This is a genomic window from Streptomyces sp. NPDC030021 (assembly GCF_055574035.1).
This window is the reverse complement of record NZ_JBVIAH010000015.1, coordinates 78,081-99,709: the sequence shown is the minus strand read 5'-3', so window position 1 is coordinate 99,709 and position 21,629 is coordinate 78,081. Positions and strand designations below refer to the sequence as shown.

Annotated in this window: 18 protein-coding genes; 6 read left to right on the top strand and 12 right to left on the bottom strand. The window is 71.9% G+C overall.

Annotated elements, in window-relative coordinates; all coding sequences use genetic code 11:
• Positions 1-37: 37 nt before the first annotated feature.
• The 3 genes from ACZ4YL_RS27310 to ACZ4YL_RS27300 all read right to left on the bottom strand — a co-directional run bounded on the left by ACZ4YL_RS27310 (position 38) and on the right by ACZ4YL_RS27300 (position 3,266).
• Positions 38-1,063, bottom strand: coding sequence for a 6-phosphofructokinase (locus ACZ4YL_RS27310; protein WP_468120141.1), 1,026 nt, complete (start codon positions 1,061-1,063; stop codon positions 38-40).
• A 215-nt stretch (positions 1,064-1,278) separates the two neighbouring features.
• Complete coding sequence (locus ACZ4YL_RS27305) at positions 1,279-2,007, bottom strand: type 1 glutamine amidotransferase (RefSeq protein ID WP_150256333.1); 729 nt, start codon at positions 2,005-2,007, stop codon at positions 1,279-1,281.
• 20 nt (positions 2,008-2,027) lie between these two features.
• Complete coding sequence (locus ACZ4YL_RS27300) at positions 2,028-3,266, bottom strand: MurT ligase domain-containing protein (protein WP_389121651.1); 1,239 nt, start codon at positions 3,264-3,266, stop codon at positions 2,028-2,030.
• A 123-nt stretch (positions 3,267-3,389) separates the two neighbouring features.
• On the opposite strand from ACZ4YL_RS27300, the gene def reads away from it, so the two are divergent.
• Positions 3,390-3,944 carry a peptide deformylase gene (gene def / locus ACZ4YL_RS27295; protein WP_468120138.1) on the top strand — a complete coding sequence of 185 codons (555 nt, stop codon included), beginning with the start codon at positions 3,390-3,392 and terminating at the stop codon, positions 3,942-3,944.
• Between the two features lie 202 nt (positions 3,945-4,146).
• On the opposite strand, the gene ACZ4YL_RS27290 is transcribed toward def, so the two are convergent.
• Positions 4,147-4,791 carry a TetR/AcrR family transcriptional regulator gene (locus ACZ4YL_RS27290; RefSeq protein ID WP_030011804.1) on the bottom strand — a complete coding sequence of 215 codons (645 nt, stop codon included), beginning with the start codon at positions 4,789-4,791 and terminating at the stop codon, positions 4,147-4,149.
• A gap of 216 nt (positions 4,792-5,007) precedes the next feature.
• Between ACZ4YL_RS27290 and ACZ4YL_RS27285 the strand changes: the two genes are divergently transcribed.
• The gene (locus tag ACZ4YL_RS27285; RefSeq protein WP_468120136.1) at positions 5,008-6,237 is read left to right on the top strand and encodes an acyl-CoA dehydrogenase family protein; all 1,230 of its coding nucleotides are present in this window, start codon (positions 5,008-5,010) and stop codon (positions 6,235-6,237) included.
• Positions 6,238-6,293: 56 nt separating this feature from the next.
• Here ACZ4YL_RS27285 and ACZ4YL_RS27280 read toward each other — a convergent pair whose 3' ends face one another.
• Together ACZ4YL_RS27280 and ACZ4YL_RS27275 are read right to left on the bottom strand one after the other, a co-directional pair.
• Positions 6,294-7,073: an LppU/SCO3897 family protein gene (locus ACZ4YL_RS27280; RefSeq protein ID WP_468120135.1), complete on the bottom strand. Its 780-nt coding sequence runs from the start codon at positions 7,071-7,073 to the stop codon at positions 6,294-6,296.
• Positions 7,074-7,123: 50 nt separating this feature from the next.
• Complete coding sequence (locus ACZ4YL_RS27275) at positions 7,124-7,561, bottom strand: SRPBCC family protein (protein ID WP_468120133.1); 438 nt, start codon at positions 7,559-7,561, stop codon at positions 7,124-7,126.
• Between the two features lie 155 nt (positions 7,562-7,716).
• Here ACZ4YL_RS27275 and ACZ4YL_RS27270 point away from each other — a divergent pair, with 155 nt between their 5' ends.
• Complete coding sequence (locus ACZ4YL_RS27270; protein ID WP_030011808.1) at positions 7,717-7,902, top strand: DUF5999 family protein; 186 nt, start codon at positions 7,717-7,719, stop codon at positions 7,900-7,902.
• Between the two features lie 152 nt (positions 7,903-8,054).
• On the opposite strand, the gene ACZ4YL_RS27265 is transcribed toward ACZ4YL_RS27270, so the two are convergent.
• Both ACZ4YL_RS27265 and ACZ4YL_RS27260 read right to left on the bottom strand, forming a co-directional pair.
• Positions 8,055-10,076, bottom strand: a complete 2,022-nt coding sequence (locus ACZ4YL_RS27265) for an ATP-binding protein (RefSeq protein ID WP_468120132.1) — start codon at positions 10,074-10,076, stop codon at positions 8,055-8,057.
• Positions 10,077-10,213: 137 nt separating this feature from the next.
• On the bottom strand, positions 10,214-11,170 hold the full coding sequence (locus ACZ4YL_RS27260) for a fibronectin type III domain-containing protein (RefSeq protein WP_468120130.1): 957 nt from the start codon (positions 11,168-11,170) through the stop codon (positions 10,214-10,216).
• Positions 11,171-11,638: 468 nt separating this feature from the next.
• On the opposite strand from ACZ4YL_RS27260, the gene ACZ4YL_RS27255 reads away from it, so the two are divergent.
• From ACZ4YL_RS27255 to ACZ4YL_RS27245, 3 genes are all read left to right on the top strand, one after another.
• On the top strand, positions 11,639-11,833 hold the full coding sequence (locus tag ACZ4YL_RS27255; protein WP_468120129.1) for a hypothetical protein: 195 nt from the start codon (positions 11,639-11,641) through the stop codon (positions 11,831-11,833).
• A 129-nt stretch (positions 11,834-11,962) separates the two neighbouring features.
• Positions 11,963-13,528, top strand: a complete 1,566-nt coding sequence (locus ACZ4YL_RS27250; protein WP_468120127.1) for a hypothetical protein — start codon at positions 11,963-11,965, stop codon at positions 13,526-13,528.
• A 161-nt stretch (positions 13,529-13,689) separates the two neighbouring features.
• Positions 13,690-16,560 (top strand): helix-turn-helix transcriptional regulator, encoded by a 2,871-nt coding sequence (locus tag ACZ4YL_RS27245; protein WP_468120125.1) that lies wholly within the window; start codon positions 13,690-13,692, stop codon positions 16,558-16,560.
• A 22-nt stretch (positions 16,561-16,582) separates the two neighbouring features.
• Here ACZ4YL_RS27245 and ACZ4YL_RS27240 read toward each other — a convergent pair whose 3' ends face one another.
• From ACZ4YL_RS27240 to ACZ4YL_RS27225, 4 genes are all read right to left on the bottom strand, one after another.
• Positions 16,583-17,905, bottom strand: a complete 1,323-nt coding sequence (locus ACZ4YL_RS27240) for a TolB family protein (RefSeq protein WP_468120123.1) — start codon at positions 17,903-17,905, stop codon at positions 16,583-16,585.
• Between the two features lie 129 nt (positions 17,906-18,034).
• A complete protein-coding gene (locus ACZ4YL_RS27235) occupies positions 18,035-19,171 on the bottom strand; it encodes an LLM class flavin-dependent oxidoreductase (protein WP_468120122.1) in 1,137 nt (378 codons plus the stop codon).
• 11 nt (positions 19,172-19,182) lie between these two features.
• Positions 19,183-20,229 carry an LLM class flavin-dependent oxidoreductase gene (locus ACZ4YL_RS27230; protein ID WP_468120121.1) on the bottom strand — a complete coding sequence of 349 codons (1,047 nt, stop codon included), beginning with the start codon at positions 20,227-20,229 and terminating at the stop codon, positions 19,183-19,185.
• Positions 20,226-21,620, bottom strand: coding sequence for an NtaA/DmoA family FMN-dependent monooxygenase (locus tag ACZ4YL_RS27225; protein WP_468120120.1), 1,395 nt, complete (start codon positions 21,618-21,620; stop codon positions 20,226-20,228). The genes ACZ4YL_RS27230 and ACZ4YL_RS27225 overlap by 4 nt, the downstream gene beginning before the upstream one ends.
• Positions 21,621-21,629: the final 9 nt, after the last annotated feature.

Sequence of the window (21,629 nt, the reverse complement as noted above, 5' to 3'; positions counted from 1 at the left end):
GGGGCGGCCCAGGATAGAGAGGCGCACAAAAGGGACGTCAGAGAACGGTCTGCGCCTCGTCGTACCGGTCGGCCGGAACCGTCTTGAGGGTCGAGGTCGCCTCGGAGAGCGGCACCATCACGATGTCCGTCCCGCGCAGCGCGGTCAGCATGCCGAACTCGCCCCGGTGCGCCGCCTCCACCGCGTGCCAGCCGAAGCGGGTGGCGAGGACCCGGTCGTACGCGGTCGGCGTGCCGCCGCGCTGGACGTGGCCCAGGATCACCGGCCGGGCCTCCTTGCCCAGGCGGTGCTCCAGCTCCACGGCGAGCCGGTTGCCGATGCCGGCGAACCGCTCGTGCCCGTACATGTCGGTGCCGCCCTCCTCGAAGTCCATCGAGCCCGGCTTCGGCTTGGCACCCTCGGCGACCACGACGATCGCGAACCGCTTGCCCGCGGAGAAGCGCTCGCCGACGATCTCCGTCAGCTGCTCGATGTCGAAGGGGCGCTCCGGCACCACGATCGCGTGCGCGCCGGCCGCCATGCCGGAGTGCAGGGCGATCCAGCCCGTGTGGCGGCCCATGACCTCCACGACCATCACGCGCTGGTGGGACTCGGCGGTGGTCTTCAGCCGGTCCAGCGCCTCCGTGGCCACCCCGACGGCGGTGTCGAAGCCGAAGGTGACGTCCGTCGAGGCGATGTCGTTGTCGATGGTCTTCGGGACACCGACGATGGGCAGACCGGCCTGCGAGAGCAGGTTCGCGGCCTTCAGCGTGCCCTCGCCGCCGATCGGGATGATCGCGTCGATGCCGAGGTCCGCGACGTGGCCGCGGGCGCGCTCCACGCCGTCGCGCAGGTGCGCGGGCTGGACCCGGGAGGAGCCGAGGATGGTGCCGCCGCGGGCGAGGATGCCGCCGACGGCGTCGAGGTCGAGCTTGCGGTAGTCCGCCTCCAGCAGGCCCTTCCAGCCGTCGAGGAAGCCGATCACCTCATCGCCGTGGTCGACCACGGCACGGTGCACGACGGAGCGGATGACGGCGTTGAGACCGGGGCAGTCGCCACCGGAAGTGAGCACACCTATGCGCATGGCAGGAACGGACCTTTGCAACGTGGGCCGACGACCGGACCACGTCGTCCGGTTGGAACTACGGCCACCCTACAAGCGGTGGAGAGGTGGACTGAACCATCCTCCACATGCTGGTCGTACTCGTCGTACGAAACGACGTCGGCCCGGTTCCCCCTAGGGAAAACCGGGCCGAACACATGATGGAGGGGCCGCCCCGATGAGCGGTCCGCAGGGCGCTACGCAGGCTGCGTCGCGGCGGCGATGCGCTCCGCGCGCAGCGCCTCGTACCACCGGTCGTCTATGGCCGGCAGCGCGTTCACATCGAGGGCCAGCTTCAGCAGCAGGTCCGCGATCTGCGGGTTGCGGGCCATCACGGGACCGTGCATGTACGTGCCGAACACCGTGTCGTTGTACGCGCCTTCGGTGCCGTCACCGGTGCCGTTGCCGCGGCCCATGGTCACCCGGGCGAACGCCTTGGCCGTCGGGCCGAGGTGGGTCACGCCCTGGTGGTTCTCGAAGCCCGTCAGCTGCGGCAGGCCCAGGCGCGGGTCGATGTCCGCGAGGACGTCGCCGACGCACCGCTCGCCCTCACCGCGCAGGGTGACGACGTCCAGCAGGCCGAGGCCCTCCTGACGCTGCCCCTGGTCGTTGACGAATTCCTTGCCGAGGATCTGGTACCCGGCGCAGACGGAGAAGACGATCGCCCCGTTCGAGACGGCCCGCTCCAGGCCGCCGTCGCGCAGCAGGCGCTCCGCGGCCAGACGCTGCGGCCGGTCCTCGCCACCGCCGATCAGGTAGATGTCGCCCGAGGTGGGGATCGGCTGGTCGCTGCGCACGTCCACGCGCTGCACGTCCAGGCCGCGCTGGCGCGCCCGGCGCTCCACCACGAGGGCGTTGCCCTGGTCTCCGTACGTGCTCAGCAGGTCCGGGTAGACCCACACCAGACGCAGGCTGTTGTCGCTCATGCTCTTGTCCTTTATGGGTACTAGTTGCCGACGCGGCGGCGCACGTCCTGGAAGGCGGTGTAGTTGGCGATCAGCTCGATCTGTCCGGGCGGCGCGAGCTGCACGGCCTCGTCGAGGGTGTCGCACACCCGGAAGTCCAGGCCCGCGACCTCCAGGCGGACCGCGAGGTCCAGCTTGCGGTCACCGATCACGAAGATCGGGTGACCGGCCAGCCGCGGGTAGTCCACGTCCCACAGCCAGGAGGTGTCGGTGCCGTCGGCACCGCGCGCGTTCACCGAGAGGATCACCGGGGTCGGCGGGGGATCGATCAGGGAAAACGTTTCGAGCCAGCCCGCCGGGTTCTTCGCGAGCAGCAGCCGCAGCTCACGGCCCTGGAAGCTCACCACGTCGTAGCGGCCGGCGACGGCCTGCACCTGGTACATCCGCTCCAGCGCGACCTGCGGCGGGACGCCGAAGACGGCGGCCACGGCCGCCGAGGTGGCGGCGTTGGCCTTGTTGGCGCGGCCGGGCAGCTGGAGGTGGATCGGCCAGGCCGAGCCGTGCGGGTCCAGGACGTGATCGCCGGAGAGCACCCAGGTCGGGATCGGGCGCCGGAATCCGCACTCGCCGCAGAACCAGTCGTCGCCCGGGCGCTGCATGACACCGCCGCAGGAGGGGCACGACCAGGCGTCGTCCTTCCACTCCTGCCCGGCCGCGACCCACACCACGTTCTGGGAGGAGGAGGCGGACCACACGATCAGCGGGTCGTCGCAGTTGGCGACGATGACCGCCTTGGAGCCCTGGAGGCCCTCGCGCCACTTCTCCGCCAGCATGCGGGTCTCGGCGGCGCGGTCCAGCTGGTCGCGGGAGAGGTTGAGCAGGGCGATCACCTTGGGGGTGACGTCCCGGGCCACTCCGGCCAGGTACTTCTCGTCGACCTCGATGACGCCGTACTTGGCGTCCGAGCCGCCTGCCAGCGCGGAGGTGATGCCCGCCGGCATGTTGGCGCCGAGGGCGTTGGACACGACCGGACCGCTGGCCCGCAGGGCCTCCGCGATCAGTCGGGTCGTCGTGGTCTTGCCGTTCGTCGCGGAGACGAGGACGACATCGAGATGTTGCGCCAGCGCGCCGAGAAGATCGGGGTCGAGCCTGAGTGCGACCTTGCCACCGATTACCGATCCGCTTCCGCGTCCCGCGGCCCGCGACACCGCCGCCGCGGCCTTGCCCGCCGTCACGGCCAGCTTGGCCCGCGGCGAAAGCGGCTCCGTGTTGCCTGCCATCGTCCCTTGTCCTCCTTGCGTCGGTCGGCCCCAGCCTATCCAGTACCGGCCGGAGCCTTGACCGCGGCGCCCCCACCCCGCCGCGGATCTCCTCATATAGTCGCCCGTCGTAGGCTTACGGCCATGCGACAGCGCCCCATCCCCGGTACCTCCGGCCTCGTCCGCACCATGAGCCTGCTGGGTGATCCGGTGCTCCACTCCGCGTGCGCGGAAGTCACCGAATTCGGCCCGGAACTCGACCGGCTCATCGAGGACATGTTCGCCACGATGTACGCCGCCGAGGGCGTCGGGCTCGCGGCGAACCAGATCGGCGTCGGACAGCGGGTGTTCGTCTACGACTGCCCCGACGACGAGGACGTCCGCCACGTCGGGCACATCGTCAACCCGCGGCTGGTGACGGCCGACGGGGACGAGTTCCTGGGGCCGGAGGGATGCCTGTCCCTGCCGGGGCTGGAGGCGGGGACGGTCCGCTTCGACCACGCGGTGGTGGAGGGCGTCACGTCGGACGGGGCGGCTGTCCGGATCTCCGGGACGGGGTTCTTCGCGCGGTGCCTGCAGCATGAGTGCGACCACCTCGACGGGACCGTGTACGCGGACCGCGTGACCGGGCTTCGAGGTCGTCGCCTGCGGCGCGCCATCCGCAAGGCCCCCTGGTCCACCGCTTCGCCGCGCGGCTAGCAAGTTCAGCCCTGCCGGACCAACCTCGGCCTTGGCGGGCCCAACCCCACCGCGCCCCTCTTTTTCGGCTTCGCCCGGGCTGTTCCAGCCCCTCCGGCGTTTGAGGAGCGGGGTCTGGGGCGGAGCCTCAGGAAACCCGGCTCCGCCGGGCACCGGGCTCCGCCCGGACCTGCGCCTCAAACGCCGGCGAGGCTGAATCGGGCTAGAAGCCCGGGCCGTCTTTGCGGTTGCCGGCGGTGGCCAGGCGGCCCCAGAGGAGGTCGGTGAGGCCCGCGACCAGGTCCGCGCGCTCGCAGGGCCGTTCGCCCAGCCACCAGTCGCCGGCCGCGTGCATCATGCCCACGATGCCGTGGCCCCAGATCCGGGCGAGGCGTTCGCCCCCCGGGCCGAGGTCCACGCGTTCGCCGATCACCTCGGCCAGCTCCTCGCCGAGCCGGCGCAGCAGCGGGGCCGAGTGCAGGCCGACGTCGAAGCCGCGTTCGGCACTGTGGGAGTCCTCGGCCGGGTGCATGAGGAAGCGGTAGACCTGCGGGCGGGCCTCGATGGCGGCAAGGTAGGTGTCGAGGGTCGCCTCCACCCGGCGGCGCCGCTCGGCGGGGGCGTCGAGCGCGGCCCGCAGCGAGTCGAGCAGGGCGTCGGTGTGCCGGACGGCGAGGGCCTGGTAGAGGCCCGCCTTGTCCCCGAAGTGCCGGTAGAGGATGGGCTTGGTGATGCCGGCCTCCGCCGCGATCGCGTTCATGGAGGCTTTGGGGCCGTCCCTGAGCACGACCCGGTCGGCGGCTTCGAGCAGCTCCCGCCGGCGGCGTTCGGCCGCTCCCGGCTCGCCGGCCTGCTGAGTGGTCTCCATGACGTGTTTCTCTCCCCGCCCTTGCGATGTGCGTGACGCCCACGCAACGTAACACCCCGCACACCCCGTCGATCGAATCGGAGGTCACCCCGTCCGGCGTCGTGGCCGCTGCGGACGGTGCTTGACAGTGCTTACTCGCCGGTAACAGACTGTGGTCTTCGCGTAGGTTACCGCTAGTAACTTCCGCAGGGACGAGTACAGACAGGTGGAGGGGACATGGCGGAGTTCACCATGGAGCTGAACGACGACCAGAAGCAGGTGCGGGACTGGATCCACGGCTTCGCCGCCGATGTGATGCGCCCCGCCGCCGCGGAATGGGACGAGCGCGAAGAGACTCCCTGGCCCGTCATCCAGGAGGCCGCCAAGGTCGGCATCTACTCGCTGGACTTCTACGCCCAGCAGTTCTTCGACCCGACCGGCCTCGGCATTCCGATGGCGATGGAGGAGCTCTTCTGGGGCGACGCCGGCATCGCGCTGTCCATCGTCGGCACCGGACTCGCGGCCATCGGCGTCGTCGCCAACGGCACCGAGGAGCAGATCGGCACCTGGATCCCGCAGATGTACGGGACCCCGGACGACGTGAAGGTCGCCGCCTTCTGCTCCTCCGAGCCGGACGCCGGCTCCGACGTCGGCTCGATGCGCACCCGGGCCGTCTACGACCAGGCCAAGGACGAGTGGGTGCTCAACGGCACCAAGACCTGGGCGACGAACGGCGGTATCGCCAACGTCCACATCGTCGTCGCGGTCGTCGATGCCGCGCTGGGGACCAAGGGGCACGCCTCCTTCATCGTCCCGCCGAACACCCCCGGCCTGTCCCAGGGGCAGAAGTTCAAGAAGCACGGCATCCGCGCCTCGCACACCGCCGAGGTGGTGCTGGAAGACGTACGGATCCCCGGCTCCTGCCTGCTCGGCGGCAAGGAGAAGCTGGACGAGCGCCTCGCGCGGGCCCACGAGCGCGCCCGCAGCGGCGGCGGCGAGCGAGTGAAGAACGCGGCCATGGCCACCTTCGAGGCATCCCGTCCGGCGGTCGGCGCGATGGCCGTCGGCACCGCGCGCGCGGCCTACGAGGTGGCCCTCGACTACGCGAAGACCCGTACCCAGTTCGGCCGCCCGATTATCGACAACCAGGGCGTGGCCTTCCAGCTCGCCGACATGCGGACGCAGATCGACGCGGCCCGGCTGCTGGTGTGGCGCGCGTCCTGGATGGCGGTGGCGGGCCGGCCGTTCGAGTCGGCGGAGGGCTCGATGTCGAAGCTCTTCGCGAGCGAGGTCGCCAAGAAGGTCACCGCCCAGGCGGTCCAGATCCTCGGCGGCAACGGCTTCACCCGTGAGTACCCGGTGGAGCGCATGCACCGGGACAGCGCCATCTACACGATCTTCGAGGGCACCAGCGAGATCCAGCGCCTGGTGATCGCCCGCACGATCTCCGGCATGCCGATCCGCTGACGCGTGGCCGCGGACGAGAGCTCCCGGACGCCTCACGGTGTCCGGGAGCTCTCGCTTCACCTGGGCAGGGGAGTGAGGCAGGTGAGCGTGGAGCCGTCCGGGCCGTACTCGGGGCCGGCGACCCGGTCGAGCGGGGCGCACTGGTCACCGGACGTCTCCAGTCGCTTGCTGACGCGGTACTCGGCGCGCGGCGAACCGCAGTCCCGCACGTGCAGCCTCAGCCTGTCCCCGTCCCACTCGTTGCCGACGCACTGGCCCACCGACAGGGTCGGCGTGCTGTCACCGACGAGCAGGGCGACCCCGATCAGCGCGGGGATCCCCAGCAGGACGAGCAGCACCGGTGCGAGGAACAGCAGGACCGGGCCCCGGCGCCACATCGGCTTGCCCGGGTCGAGCGCGGGCCGGTGGCCGCCCGCCGGGGGAGCGAGCTTGCGGAAGGCCGACCGCGGGCCGAGGTTCATCAGCAGGGTCACGGGCGTGACGAAGGCGGACAGCGGCCCCCACCAGCCCTGCCACAGGGTGTCCGAGGACATCCGGCGGTAGGTGGCGAGCCCGCAGTCGCGGCAGAACGGTCCCCGCAGGCTCAGGAACCGCATCAGCACGATCAGGCCCTGGTGGCCGCGTACGGTCGCGTGCGCGGCGGGCCAGGCCCCGCACAGCCGGCAGCCGTACCGGCCCGGCTCCGGGTGCGCGCCGTACGCGCCGTACGCACCGTAGGGCTGCGGTCCCGCGTACCCGGGGCCGGCCGGGCCGCCCTGCTGCGGGACGGGCGCGGCGTAGGGGTTGTACGGGCCGGCGCCCTGCTGCTGTGGCTGTGGCTGTGGCGGAGTGGCCACGGAGATCTCCTCGGTCGCTTCGTGATCACCGGCGCGGTGATCACGAAACCCTAAGGCCGAAGCAGCCGTGCGAGGGCCCGGCCGAAGAGGAGACGGCCCGCCGCCGCGACCACGGGGTCCAGGGCGCGGGGGAGGCCGCGCAGGCGCAGCTCCTCCCGCCAGTGGACCTCCGCGCCGCCCGTGACGAGGGGGCGGATCTCGATCTCCGCCCAGCCCGACACCGACCGGCCGCGCTTCTCCAGCCGGACCAATCCCGGTAAACCCTCCGCAGGGGGTCGCCACACGACGACCTCCATGCGATCGTCGAATGTGATCCTGCTCACGCCGGTCCGAGCCGTGAAGATCGTTCCGACGTGGGTCGGGGGAGCCGTCTCGATGATCGTCCGGGTGAGCGGGACCTGCTCGCCGTGGCGCTCCCAGTCCGTGAGCATCGGCCACGCCTCGACCGGCGGCAAAGACGTGCGGTGAACGATCCGGATAGCGGGCATGAGCGCATGGTAATCGGGCATACACACCGTGAACTGGACGGCGGATATGGGTTCCGTCCGGGGGTGGCGATCAGTAATACTCACCGCCACCGTGGATCGCGGATTCGACCGGGTGACCACCGGCGCTCCCGCCCCACTTCGCGAGGAGGTGCGCCATGTGCTCCCACCAGCCACCCTGCCCTACTGCCGACAGCGCCGATCACGACGCCGCCCGCATTGTGGCCTCCCATCCTGAACAGGGCTGGAGCCTGCTGTGCAACGGAGTCGTGGTGTTCGACGACACCGGTGAACTGCTCCCCGACAGCCGCACGGTGGAACCCCGCCGCCCGGCCCTGGTCTGAGCGAGGAGGCAGCATGCGCCAGCAGCTGATCCGTAAGCCCGTCCCGAAGCCCGCCCCCCGAGACCTGGACCTGCGCACACCGTCGGGCAGACCCCTCCCGTACTGACGGGAGCCCAGGATTTAGGCCGTACTCCAGACCCACCGGCCGAGACTCAGCCGGTGGGCGCCGCCGCGCCGCCCAGGAACGCCGCCTCGTAGGCGGCGTCCCCGATCGCCGCGCGGGCCTGCCGCTCGCCCTGGTCCCGCAGGGCCGTCAGCGAGGGTGAGCCCATCTGCGGCCGGCCCACCGTGCGCCACCAGGCGTGCCCGGTGCCGAGCAGCCGCGCCGCGAGTTCCCCGTCGCCCAGCCCGGCCACCGCCGCGGCCAGCAGGTCCAGGCCGAGCGCGATGCCGAAGCGGTCGCCGAGCAGCCGTTTCCCCGAGAGCATCGCCCGTACGTGCCGGGCGGCCTCCCCGTGGTCGCCCAGGCCCAGGGCCGCCACCGCCAGGATGTAGTCCGCGTACGCCCGCAGCCAGCGCTCGCCGAGCTCGGCGCAGGCCTCCCGCAGGGACCGCGCCTCCTCGGTGGCCTCCTCGAAGCGCCGCAGGTCGCACAGGGCGTAGCCGGTGGCCAGCTTGCACAGGAGCCAGCCCGTGCCGCTGGTGCGCCCGCCGTGGCCCGCCCGGGCCCGGGGGCCGGCCAGCCGCAGGGCCCGTACGGGGTCGCCGGGCATGAGGACCGACACCGCGTGCAGATATCCCGCGCGCAGCTCCCGCTCGGGGTCCGCCAGCCGGGCCGCGTCGCGCGTGCACTCGTCGCCGAGCTGCCGCGCCGCGTCCATGTCGCCTTGGAGCAGCGCGGTGAGTCCGAGGGCCCACACGGCCTGGTTGTACGCGGCCCCCGTGCGCGGAGCGGCCTGCAGGGCCCGTTCCAGGAAGCCGCGGCCCTCGTGCACGTGCCCGCACGCGAACCAGTAGAACCACAGGGCCCCGGCCATCTCCAGCGCCGCCGTCGGGTCGGCGGCGATCAGGTGCTCCAGAGCGGTACGCAGCTGCGCGTGCTCGGCGGTGATCCTGCGGTACCAGTCCACCTGCCCCGGGCCCATCCACCCCCGGTCGGCCGCCTGGGAGAGCGCCGCGTACCAGTGGGCGTGCCGGTCGGTGACGATCTCCACCTCGCCGAGCTCGCCCAGCCAGTCCTGTCCGTACTCGCGGATCGTGTCCAGCATCCGGTAGCGGGCCCCGGTCCCGCGCTCCTCGATGCGCAGGACCACGGACTTGGCGGCGAGGCCCGCCAGTACGCGCTCCACCCGGGCGGCGGGCAGCGGCCCTCCCGAGCACACCGCGCGCGCCGCGGCGATGTCGAAGTCACCGGTGAAGACCGAGAGCCGGGCCCACAGCAGCCGTTCCAGCGGCTCGCACAGTTCGTGGCTCCAGCCGATCGTGGTCCGCATGGTCTGGTGCCGGCGCGGCAGCGCGGCCCGGGCGTCGGACAGCACCTCGAAGCGTTCGCCGATCCGCTCGGCCATGTGCTCCAGCGTCCACAACCGCAGCCGGGCGCCCGCGAGTTCCAGCGCGAGCGGGATGCCGTCCAGGCGCCGGCACACCTCGGCGGCCACCGCGGTCCGCGCCGGGTCGGCGAAGACGGCGGCCGCCCGCGGGGTCGCGGCCAGGGCGCGGGCCCGGAAGAGCGTGAGGGCGTCGCTGTCGGGCCCCTCGCAGGGCAGCGGCCGGACCTCGACGACCTCCTCGGTCGGCATGCCGAGCGGCTCGCGGGAGGTGACCAGGACCGTCAACCCGGGTGCGGACTGAAGGAGTTCGCCGACCAGATGGCGGCAGTCGGCCACCAGGTGCTCGCAGGTGTCCAGCACCAGGAGCAGCTCCTTGTCGGCCATCCACGCGCACAGCTCCTCGTCGGGCGGGCGTGGGGAGTGGTCGGCGAGGCCGACGGTGTGGGCGACGGTGGCGGTGATCAGGCTCGGATCGCGCAGGGGCGACAGCTGCACCCACCAGACCCCGTCGGGGCGCGCCTGGCGGGCGGCGGCGACGGCGCGCAGGGCGAGCCGTGACTTGCCGACACCGCCCACCCCTGTGAGGGTGACCAGTCTTCGCTCGTTCAACAGGCGGTCGAGCAGCCGGAGTTCATCCTCCCGGCCGACGAAGCTCGCTGGTTCCGGGGGCAGGTTGCCGGGCACCGGGCAGGGACCCGGTCCGGGATCGCCGTTTGTGGAGTCTGCCTGATTGTCATTGAACGAGTACTCACCGAACACGGATGTATTGTGCGCGATCTTCCCGTGCGGCCGTGCCGTTCAGGCCGGATCGGTGTCTTCTTTCACGCGACGAGTGTGATCCGCCGCTCCGCGGAGAAGGGTCCCCAGTTGCCGTCGGGGAGTCTGGCCCGCAGTTTCACGGCCCAGACCGTGCCGGTCGGCTCGGCCACCGTGAGCCGGTGCTCCGCCCGGCCGCTGGGCACCGCACCCGCTCCGAACTGGATGACGGTCGTGGGCAGTCCGTTGACGTACAGCTCGTACTCGGTGGTCTCGCCACCGGTGTCCGGGGCGGTCCAGGTCAGTGTGACGGTGCCCGGGGAGGCGGTCGCGGCGAATTCGGCGGGGGCCGTGCCGGGGCCGGCGCCGGAGGCGGGAGGGGTCGTCACGTCCACCGCCGGACCGTCGGGGGAGGAGTTGTCCGCCCCGTCGCGGGCCCGGACGGTGAAGGTGTAGACGGTGTCCGGCCGCAGGTTGTTCAGGGCCGTGGCGCTCTCGCCGGGGCCGGCGGTGTGGATCCGGACGCCGCCCTGGTAGACGTCGTAGGCCGTGACGCCCGTGTCGTCGGTCGCCGCCGTCCAGGACACCTCGGCGGACCGGGGCCCGGTCGTCCGGGCGGTGGTGGCGGCCGGGGCGGTGGGGGCCGTGCGGTCCTCGGCCTTGGCGGCCGGGGTGGTCACCCGGGTGGCCGGGCCGGGTCCGGAGAGGTTCCCGGCGGCGTCCTTGGCCCGGACCGTGAAGGCGTAACCGGTCTGCGGGGCGAGGCCGGTGATGTCCACCATGGTCTTCTCGGCGGGGAGTTCGCGGACCAGGCGGTCGGCTTCGAAGACCTGGTAGCCGGTCACCCCGTCCCGGTCGGCCGCCGCGTCCCACATGACGTGCACGCTGGTGGCGCTGCCGGCCTGGGCGGTCAGTCCGGCGGGGGCGGGCGGGGGTTCGGTGTCGGGCGCGGTGCAGGCCGTGATGCCGGTGATGCCTGCGACGGCCAGGCAGAGGGCGAGCGTGGGGGCGCTGCGTCGCACGGGGTGCCTTCCTCGGCTTCCTTAATGGTCTAGACATATATGGCACGGCGGGTGCGAGCCCGACAAGACCCCTGCGCCCGGCGGCCCGCGGAGTGCCCGGGTTCGTGCCCTTCTGCTCCCGCCGGGCACCGAGGCGAGTCTCGGCCCGCTCCGGGGCGCGCCGAGACCGCCGCCGACCGGCGCGCCGCGCACGAGCGCACCCTGCCCGAGGCCGTACGGGACCGGCGCGCGGCCGCAGTTGACTCGGAGGTCGGGCCGCATCAGCGAGCTGCCCGAGGTCGGCGACGGCCGGCCGTGTCGCGCCCGCCCGGCCCGGGAGCCGGTGCTGTACCCGCGCCGGCCGGTCCGCGACGCGTTCGTCAAGGACCGACCGGCCGTCACGGACGGTCAACACCCGTACGGCGGACACGTCTTTCGCCCGAAGGCACCCCCTCCTGCGCCACCATGGCGGCGAGTAAGGAGGTTTCGATGGTGATTTCCCTCTCGGCGGTCGTCCTGCTCCTCATCCTGGCCTGGATCTTCCTGCGCAGCGGCGGTCTCAAGTTCTCGCACGCCGTCGTCTGTGCGCTGCTCGGCTTCTACCTCGCGAGCAGCAGCATGGCCACGACCATCCACGACGGCCTGACGGCCACCGCGAACGTCGTGTCCAGCCTCAATCCTTGATCGACTGTTGCGCCTTCGTGAATCATCCGGTCCATCCATGGACTCCTCGAGCGGTGCGATCTAGCGTCTGGCGGCGGCGCGACATCAGACGCAATGTCAACAACGCTGAGAGACATGGAGGAAGCCCGGATGTTCCGAAGATCGCTGAACTGCGCCGTGCTGCCCGTCGTCGCCGCACTCACGGTGATGTACGGCGGCTCGCCGGCCCAGGCCGAGGAGATACCCAAGGCCCCCGGCCACCGCCTCGTCACCCACTACGACGGCGCCCCCGCGGCCGCCGCCCCCCTGCCCGGCGAAGCGCCGCCGCAGCACCCGTTCCTCGCGCCCAACGGCCGCAGCGGCATGCACTCCGACGCGGCGGGCAGCGCCACTTCCCCCTGGTCGGGGCCGCTCGGCAAGAACCCGAAGGTGACCAGCGAGAAGATCGCCGCACTCGGCGGCGAGTGCGCGACCGCGACCTTCGACTCGGCCGGCCGGCTCGTCACGGTGTGCGGCACCTTCTCCGGCTTCAAGGTCAAGCTCCTGGAGCCCCGTACGCTCGCCACGCTCGCGGAATACCAGCTCCCGCAGCGCTCCTCGACGGTCGAGGCGATCACCTCGCTCGACTTCGCGAAGATCTTCAAGGACACCTCGGGCGGCGCCTACTTCTACCTGGACAACCAGGACCGCGCCGTGCTGGCCGACTCCCGCCAGCACATCCTGCGTCTGGCCCACTCCCAGAACCCCGACGGAAGCTGGAAATTCACGGTCGACAACGACTGGGACCTCACCGGGCAGGTCCCGCACGACTGCGTGACCTGGACCAACCTGTGGCCCAGCGGCACCTGCGACCCCGTCACCTCCGTGATGCCCGACTGGAACGGCCGCATCTGGTGGGTCACCCGCCAGGGCCGGGTCGGCACGGTGGATCCGGCGACCTCGCAGATCCGCTCCGTCCAGCTGCGGGGCGAGGAGATCCAGAACTCCTTCTCGGTCGCCGAGGACGGTGTCTCCATCGTCTCCGACCACGCGCTCTACAGCTTCCGTGCCGGTACCGACGGCACCCCCGAGATCCAGTGGCGCCAGACGTACGACCGGGGCACGGCGTCCAAGCCCGGCTCGGTCAACCAGGGTTCGGGCACCACCCCGGACCTCTTCGGCCAGGGCTACGTCGCCATCACCGACAACGCCGACGAGCGGATGAACGTCCTGGTCTACAAGCGGGGCGTGGACGTTCCCGCCGACCGGCGGCTGGTCTGCAAGGTGCCGGTGTTCGGCTCCGGCGCCTCGACCACCGACAACTCCCTCGTCACCTGGGGCAACAGCATCGTCGTCGAGAACAATTACGGCTACGAGAACCCCACCACCCTGCTGCTGGGCAAGTCCGTCGTGGGCGGAGCGGCCCGCATCGACGTCCGCGCCGACGGCAGCAGCTGCGACACGGTCTGGGAGAGCGCGATCCGTGCTCCCTCCGTGGTCCCGAAACTCTCCACCGCGAACGGGCTGCTCTACTTCTACGAAAAGGAGCCGAACGCCTGGGGCATCGACGCCTGGTACCTCACGGCCGTGGACTTCCGCACGGGTGAGCGCCGCTGGCGGCAGCTGACCGGCACCGGCCCGCTCTACGACAACAACTGGGCCCCGATCACCCTCGGCCCCGACGGCACCGCGTACGTGGGTGTCTTCAACGGCATCGTCGCGGTCCGCGACAGCTGACGGGGCGAGCCGCCCGCCGCCGGGTCCCTCCGGCAGCGGGCGGCTCGCGCGTGTCCGGACCCGGACCGCTCCGTCAACCGGAGCTGAAGGCCGCCTGCCGGGGGGCGCGTGCGCGTCGATACCATCGTCTCGCCGCGGACGGAAAGTGAGTCGACGCCAGCATGACTGTCGAAGTGATGGGGGAGTCCGTCGGCGGACTTCCCGGCCGGGCGCGCGAAGTCGCGATCCTGCGCGCGGTGCTGGCGGGCGAAGGCGGCACCTGGTGCGTCGCGGTCACCGGCGAACCGGGGATCGGCAAGAGCCGGCTGCTGACGGAGCTGGGGAAGCTCGCGGACACAGCGGGATGGACGGTCCGCAGCGCACGCGCGGCGGAGTTCGAGTCCCACATCCCGTTCGGTGTGTTCGTCAACGCGCTCGACGACCGGCTCGCCGAGCTGGGCCCGGAGCGTCTCGCCGCCCTCGGGCAACAGCAGCTCGCACTTCTCGCGACCGTGTTCCCGGCGATTCCCGCCACCGGCCCCGCCGACCTGGTCGACGCGGAGCGGTACCGGCTGCACCGGGCGGTTCGGACGTTGCTGGAGCTGGTCGCCGGGCCCTCCGGGCTGGTGCTCGTCTTCGACGACCTGCACTGGGCGGACGAAGGTTCGGTCGAGCTGCTCGACCACCTGTTGCGCCACCCGCCCCAGGCGCGGCTGGTCCTGGCCATGGCGGGCAGGCCCCGGCAGACGTCGCTGCGGCTGTGGCACGCGCTGTCCCGCGCCGCGACCGACGGAGGCGCCGAGCTGCTGGAACTCGCGCCGCTGAGCCAAGCCGACGCCGGCCACGTCATGCCCGAAGGTCTGGGCCGTTCTCGGCGGGAAGAGCTTTACCAGGCCAGTGGCGGAAACCCGTTCTACCTGGAAGCCCTGGTGCGGGCCGGTGAGCGGGGTGTCGCCGTCGGCGATACGGCGCTCCACCCCGACGGGGCGATCCCGGTGGCGGTCCACGCGGTGCTCGCCGCCGAGTTGGCCGCGCTGACCCCGCACGAGCGGGTCGTCGCGCATGCCGCCGCGGTCGTGGGTGACGACTTCGAGGCTGATTCGCTCGCCCGAACGGCGGCGATGGACGCCGGGTCCGTCCTCGCCGCGCTCGACCGGCTCGCCGAGCGTGACCTGGTGCGGCTGGACGGCGCGACCGGCCGGTTCCGGTACCGGCATCCGCTGGTGCGCAGCGTCGCCTACCAGGACGCCGGTCCTGGCTGGCGGCTTCAGGCACACGGCCGGGCCGCGTCGGCACTCCGGAGCCGGGGCGCACCGCCGGCCGAGTTCGCCCGGCACGTGGAGCGATCCGCCGTCCGAGGTGACCTTGAGGCGGTCGCGACGCTCACCGAGGCGGCCGAGGCGACGATGCACACCACGCCGGCGACCGCCGGGCACTTCCTGCGGGCGGCCATCCGCTTGCTCCCCGACTCGGAGTCGGCCACGCCGCAGCGCCTCGTCCTGCTCGGCCGGCTGGCACACGTGCTCGGCGCCACGGGCGACCTGCGGCAGGCCAGGGAAACCATGCACGAGGTGCTGCGACTCCTGCCTGCCGAACTCACCCAGATCCGGGCACAGACAGTGCGGGCCTGTGCGACGGTGGAGCAGATTCTCGGGCGCTACACCGAGGCCAGGGCGATGCTGCACAGCGAGTGGAAACGCGTCGAAGGTGTTGACGCCCACTCGGCGGCCGTCCTGCTCGTCGCCCTCGTCGCCGGTGAGAGCGTCGAGCGCGAGCACGGACAGGACCGGGTGGCCGAGGCGATCGCCGCCGCGCGGAAGGCCGGGGATCCGATGCTGCTGGCGACGGCGTTGTCGGCCGCTACGCTCATCGACCGGCGGGCGGACCGGCTGGACGAGGCGGCCACACTCCTGGACGCACTGCCCGACAGCGACCTGGTCCGCGACATCGATGCGGCGTTCTGGCTGAGCTGGTCGGAAATCTCCGCCGATCGGCTCATGGCGGCGAGCCGGCACATGAGCCGTGGCCTGCGACTGGCCCGCGCGAGCGGGCAGTCCCACAAGATCGCGCTGCTGACCGCGATCCGCGGCATGGTGCATGCCTACCTCGGCGAACTGGAGGCGGCGGCGACCTGCTTCGACGACAGCCTGGAGTCGGCGCAACTGACCGGCAGCGAGGAGCTGCGCGTCATGGCGCTGACCTTCGGGTGCTGGATCAACACCTGGCGCGGCGACCTGGCCGAGGCCATCCGCCTGGGTAAGGAGGCCATCGTCGTCGACGACCAGGCGACGGCCGTGAGTTCCTGGCGCAGTGGCCAGGCCGAGGCGATGCTGGCGCAGGCGATGTTGCACTCGGGTGATCCGCACGCGTGCATCGAGCTGCTGCTCACCAGTGGCGGTGGGACCGAGCTCCCGGCGGTGGGCCTCCGCACCAGGCCATTGGTGTACCTCATGCTCACGGAGGCGGAGGTCGCGGCGGGCCGGGTTGCCGCGGCCGCGGCATGGGCCGACCGGGCGGAGGACGCGGCCGGCCGGCTCGACCTTCCGCTGCGCACCGCCATGGCACAGCAGGCCCGCGCGATCGCCACGCTGCCGACGGATCCGGCGGCAGCCGCACCGCTCGCTGTCGCCGCTGCCGGCACGTTCGGCCGGATCGGGGTGGCCGTGGAGGCCGGGCGGGCGCACCTGCTCGCCGCGACGGCGTTCGGCGGCAGCGGGGCGATCGACCAGGCCCGTGCGCACCTCGTGTCCGCCCGCGCGTTGTTCACCCGGTGTGACGCGCACCTGTTCCTGCCTCAGGTCGCGCGCGAGGAGCGGCGCCTGAATGCACGCGGCCCCCGGCCCGAAAGCGGCGCCGAGCGGTTCGACCTGACCGCCCGGGAGGTCGAGATCGTCAACCTCGTCTCGGACGGACTGACCAACCGGGACATCGGCCTCCGGCTGCATCTGAGTCCCAAGACCATCGAAGTCCACCTGGGCCGGGCCTACGCGAAGGTCGGCGTCTCCGGTCGGACTGCTCTGGCCGGCGTGTGGGCCGCCGCGGCGCGTGATTGAGGACGCCGCGGCAGCCGCCACATCAGTTGCCGAGGCTCCGCACGTACAGATTGAACTTCCGGCTGGTGCCGTCACCGCCCAGGTTCGTCGCGCTGGTCGTGAAGGCGACGTGGTGGCCGTCGGCCGAAATCGAGGGGCTGTAGCTGTACCCATCGCTCTGCGAGCCGTCATCGGCGACGCTGACCCTGGTCGTGGTGGCGGTCACCCGGTCCCGCACGTACACGTCCCAGCTTGAGTTGGTGTCGCCGGTCACCAGCTTGTCCTCGCCGGACACGAACGCGATGTAGCGGCCGTCGGCGGAGAGCGTCGTCCGCTCCTGGCCGGGGGTCCGGCTGTCGCTCAGGCCATTGGGGCCAAGGTTCACCTGCGTCGTCGTCCGCGTAACCCGGTCGTACAGGAAGATGTCGGTGTCCATCGGACCGCCGGTGTCGCCCGCCACCAGATTCGACGCCGTGGATTCGAACGCGACGTAGCGGCCGTCGGCCGAGATGGACGCCGTGCGACTGGCGGAATTACCCTCGCCGCCGTCGGGACCGACGCTGATCCGGTCGGTGTACCCGGTCAGCCGATCGTGCACGAACACGTCGTCCGCGCGGTTGGTGTCGGGGAACAGGGACAGTGTCTTCGCCCCGGAGGAGAAGGCGACGTAGCGGCCGTCCGCCGAAATCGACGGCAGTTGGCTGATGCCGTCGCCCTGGCGACCGTTCGAATCGACGCTGGCCCTGGTGGTCTCACCGGTCTGCCGGTCGCGCACGAAGACGTCGTGGATGTCGTTGGTGTCGCCGGACACGAGGTTCGACGCGGGGGAGTCGAACGCGACGAACCGGCCGTCGGCGGAGATCGACGGATGGGAACTCTCACTGTCGCTCTGTTCGCCGTGGCTTGCGACGCTGACCGTGGTCGTCTCACCGGTCTGCAGGTCGTGCACGAAAATATCGCGGTAGCGGTTGGTGTCACCGGCCACCAGGTTCGTCGCGAAGGACTCGAACGCGACGTAGCGGCCGTCGGCGGAGATCGACGGATTCCGGCTCACATTGTCGGCCTGGTTGCCCGCGGAGTCGACGCTGACCCTGGTGATGACGCCGGTCTGCCGGTCGCGCACGAACACGTCGTCCGCTCGGTTGGTGTCGCCGGCCACGAGATCCCTCGCCGGCGAAGCGAAGGCCACGTAGCGGCCGTCGGCGGAGATCGACGGCCCGCCGGCGGAATTGCCGATCGGTGTCGTGCCGGCCGGCTTCGGTTCGGCATCCGTGGCATGCGCGACGCCGCCCGCCAACAGCGCCGCGACGATTCCCGGCGCGAGCACTGCGCGCCCTGCGTTGCGGATTACGGTGATGCGTCTCATGGGTGTCCTTCTGTTCGGTTCGCCGCCACGGCAGCCAATTGCCCTGATCAGCGTTCCGTGTCGGACCGGCCGAAGCATGAGGGAACCCCCTACACCCGGGCCCCGGGCGTCCGCCGACGCGCCTCCTCGTCAGTGCGCCCGGCGGTGCCACTCCTCGGCGAGCAGCCGGTAGGAGTTCACCCGGTCCGCGTGCCCGTGCGTGATCGTGGTGATCAGCAGCTCGTCCGCGCCGGTCGCCGCCTGGAGCCGCTCCAGGTGGTCGGCGACGGTCCGGGCGGAGCCGACGAACCGGGTCTCCAGCCGGTCGGCCACCAGCCGCCGGTCCGCGTCGGTCCACGGCAGGGCCCGTGCCTCGGCCGGGGTGGGGTAGGGGATGGCTCCCTCGGCCGTCCGGATGCTGCGGACCCAGGCCCCGTAGCCGGTGGCCAGTTCGCGCGCCGTCTCCTCGTCCCCGGCCACCACCACATCGGCGGACACCGACAGATACGGCCGCTCCAGCTCGGCCGACGGCTTGAAAGCGGCCCGGTACCCCGCGGCCGCCTCCAGTACCGCCGCCGGGCTGACGTGGTAATTGGCCGCGAACCGCAGCCCGTTGCGACCCGCCGTCTCCGCACTCACCCCGCCGCTGCTGCCCAGGATCCACACCTCTACGTCGGCCCCCTCGCCGGGGACGGCATGCGCCTCCACCCCCTCCGGCGAGCGGTACTCTCCCCGCAGCAGCGCGAGCACGTCGTCGACCTGCTCGCCGTACTCCTGCGGCTGGGCCCCCGGCAGGTTCAGCAGCTTCTGCTGGAGGGCCACCCGTGGATGGCCCAGCAGATGGGCGAAGGAGAACGGGTCGGGGATCCGCAGCCCGTTCGGGGTGTACCCGTCCACGACCGGGGTGACCGGCGGCTGCGGGCCCGTACCGTCGGACGGCCGGGGCCGGCCCGCCGAGCGGCCCAGCCCCAGGTCGATGCGCCCGGGATGCAGCGCGTCGATCAGGCCGAACTCCTCGACGGTCGACAGCGCGGTGCGGTGCCCGAGCTGCACCGCGCCGGAGCCGAGCCGGATGGCCGAGGTCGCGGCGGCGGTCAGCGCGAGCACCACCGCCGGGGAGGTCCCGGCCACCCCGGGATTGAGGTGGTGCTCGGCGAACCAGTAGCGGGCGTAGCCGAACTCCTCGGCCCGCCGGGCGAGATCGATGCTGTGCCGCAGGGCCTCGGCGGCGGTGGAACCGGACGGGACGGGGACGAGGTCGAGGACCCCGAGAGGGATGCCGGGCATGTCCGGGCTCCTTAAAGGTCGGGGAAGCAGGGGTCGGGTATCGCACGGCGCAGGACCGGCGCGATGTCCGACTGGAAGAGTTCGAGCGAGGCGCGGTGGTCCGCCTCGGCGAGCCCGCCCGCCTCGGCCTGCAGGTGCAGTGCCGTGTGGCCGAAGGCCTCGTGGTAGCGGTGCACCTTCTCGATCACCTGCTGGGGGCTGCCGATCAGTGCCGAGCTCCGCTCGACGAAGTCCTCCAGGGTCGGGAAGACGGGGGCCGAGCCCAGCTGCTGGTGGAAGGCGAGGTAGCGCGCGAACGCCGGCCGGTACGCCGCGACCGCCTGCTGCGAGGTGCGGGCCGCGTGGTAGCCGGCCGTGCCCGCGCCGACCACCGCCCGGGCCGGATCGTGCCCGTAGTGCTCCCAGCGCTGCCGGTAGTGGCGGATCAGCTCCGCGTACGGGCCGATCGGGTGGGTGACGTTCGCCGAGAACAGCGGGTCGCCGTAACGCGCCGCGAGGTCGACCGACTCCCGGCTCGTGGCACTGCCGTGCCAGATCCGCACGGCCCGCTGGAACGGCCTCGGCAGCACCTCCGCACCGCTCAGCGCGGGCCGGAAGCGCGGTTCGGCGCTCACCTTGTCCTCCCGCCAGATCCGGCGGAACAGCTCGTAGCCCTCGGCGTTGCGTTCCCACTGGTCCTCGGGGGACACCTGGAACAGCTCACGCTGCGCCGTGCCGTTGCCCTTGCCGATCATCAGCTCCAGGCGCCCGTCGCTGAGGTGGTCGAGCGTCGCGTAGTCCTCGTACGCCCGCACCGGGTCGAGCAGGCTCAGCGTGGTGACGGCGGTGAACAGCCGGATCCGGCGGGTGAGCGCGGCGATGTGGCTGAGCACCACGGGCGGCGAGGAGGACAGGAAGGGCCGCTCGTGGCGCTCGCCCACGCCGAAGCCGTCGAAGCCGAGCTCCTCCGCCAGCAGCGCGGCGGCGACCACCTCACGGAACCGCTCCCGGGTGGGTTTGAGGCCACCCGTCGCCGGGTCGGGGGAGTCCGTGATCAGGGTGATGGCGAGGAATTTCACGAGGCCGGGGCCGGAGCCGGGGCCGGATCCGGGGCCGAAGCCTGCGCCGGAACCGCGAGGCCGAGGTGGTCGCGCAGGGTGGTGCCCTCGTACTCGGTGCGGAAGACCCCCCGCTCCTGGAGCAGCGGTACGACGGAGTCCGCGAAGCCGTCCAGACCGCCCGGGGTGATGTGGGGGACGAGGATGAAACCGTCGGCGGCGTCCGCCTGCACCAGCGTGTTGATGGACTCGGCGATCGTGGCGGCCGATCCGACGAAGGTCTGGTCGGCGGTGGTCGCGATGACCAGCTCGCGGATCGACAGGTTCTTGGCCCGGGCCAGCTCTCGCCACTGCCGGGCGGTGGCGAGCGGATCGCGGAACTGCCGTACGCTCGCCCGCCCGAGGGCGATGGTGTTCTCCCCGACAAGGGGGTCGATCCCCGGCAGCGGACCGTCCGGGTCGTAGGCGGACAGGTCCCGGTTCCAGACGTGCTCCAGGTACTTGATCGCGGTCTGTCCGCTGACCTGGAGGCGGCGCACCTCGTGCGCGATCTCCCGCGCCTGCGCGTCGGTGTCCCCGAGGACGAAGGTGGCCGCGGGCAGGATCTTCAACTGGTCGTGCGTACGGCCGTGCCCGGCGAGCCGGCCCTTGACGTCCGCGTAGAACTCCCGCCCCGCGTCGAGGGTTCCGTACCGGCCGAAGATCGCGTCGGCGCGGGCGGCGGCGAACTCCCGGCCCTCCTCGGAGTCGCCCGCCTGGAAGATCACCGGACGGCCCTGCGGGCTGCGCGGCACGTTGAAGCGGCCCTCGATGTCGAAGTGCCGACCCCGGTGGGCGAAGGCCCCGGCCCGTGCGTCGCGGAGGAAGGCGCCGGACCCCGCGTCGGCGGCGATCTCCGAGCCGTCCCAGGAGTCGAACAGCTCGGTGGCGGTGGCCAGGAACTCCTGGGCGCGGGAGTAGCGGTCCTCACGCGGCAGGAATCCGCCGCGCCGGAAGTTCTCGCCGGTGAAGGCGTCCCAGGAGGTGACCACGTTCCAGGCGGCCCGGCCCTCCGAGAGGTGGTCGAGCGTGGCGAACTGGCGGGCCACCTCATAGGGCTCGTTGAAGGTGGAGTTGATGGTGCCGGTCAGACCCAGGCGCTCGGTCACCGCGGCCAGGGCGGCGAGCACCGTGAAGGTGTCGGGCCGGCCGACCACGTCCAAGTCGTATATCTCGCCGCCCTGTTCGCGCAGCCGCAGCCCCTCCGCGAGGAAGAGGAAGTCGAACCTGGCGCGCTCGGCCGTCTGCGCGAAGTGGATGAACGAGTCGAAGTCGATATGGCTGCCGGCGGCCGGGTCGCTCCACACGGTGGTGTTGTTGACGCCCGGGAAGTGGGCCGCGAGATGGATCTGCTTGAGCGGCTTGCTGCTCATGGTTCGTCC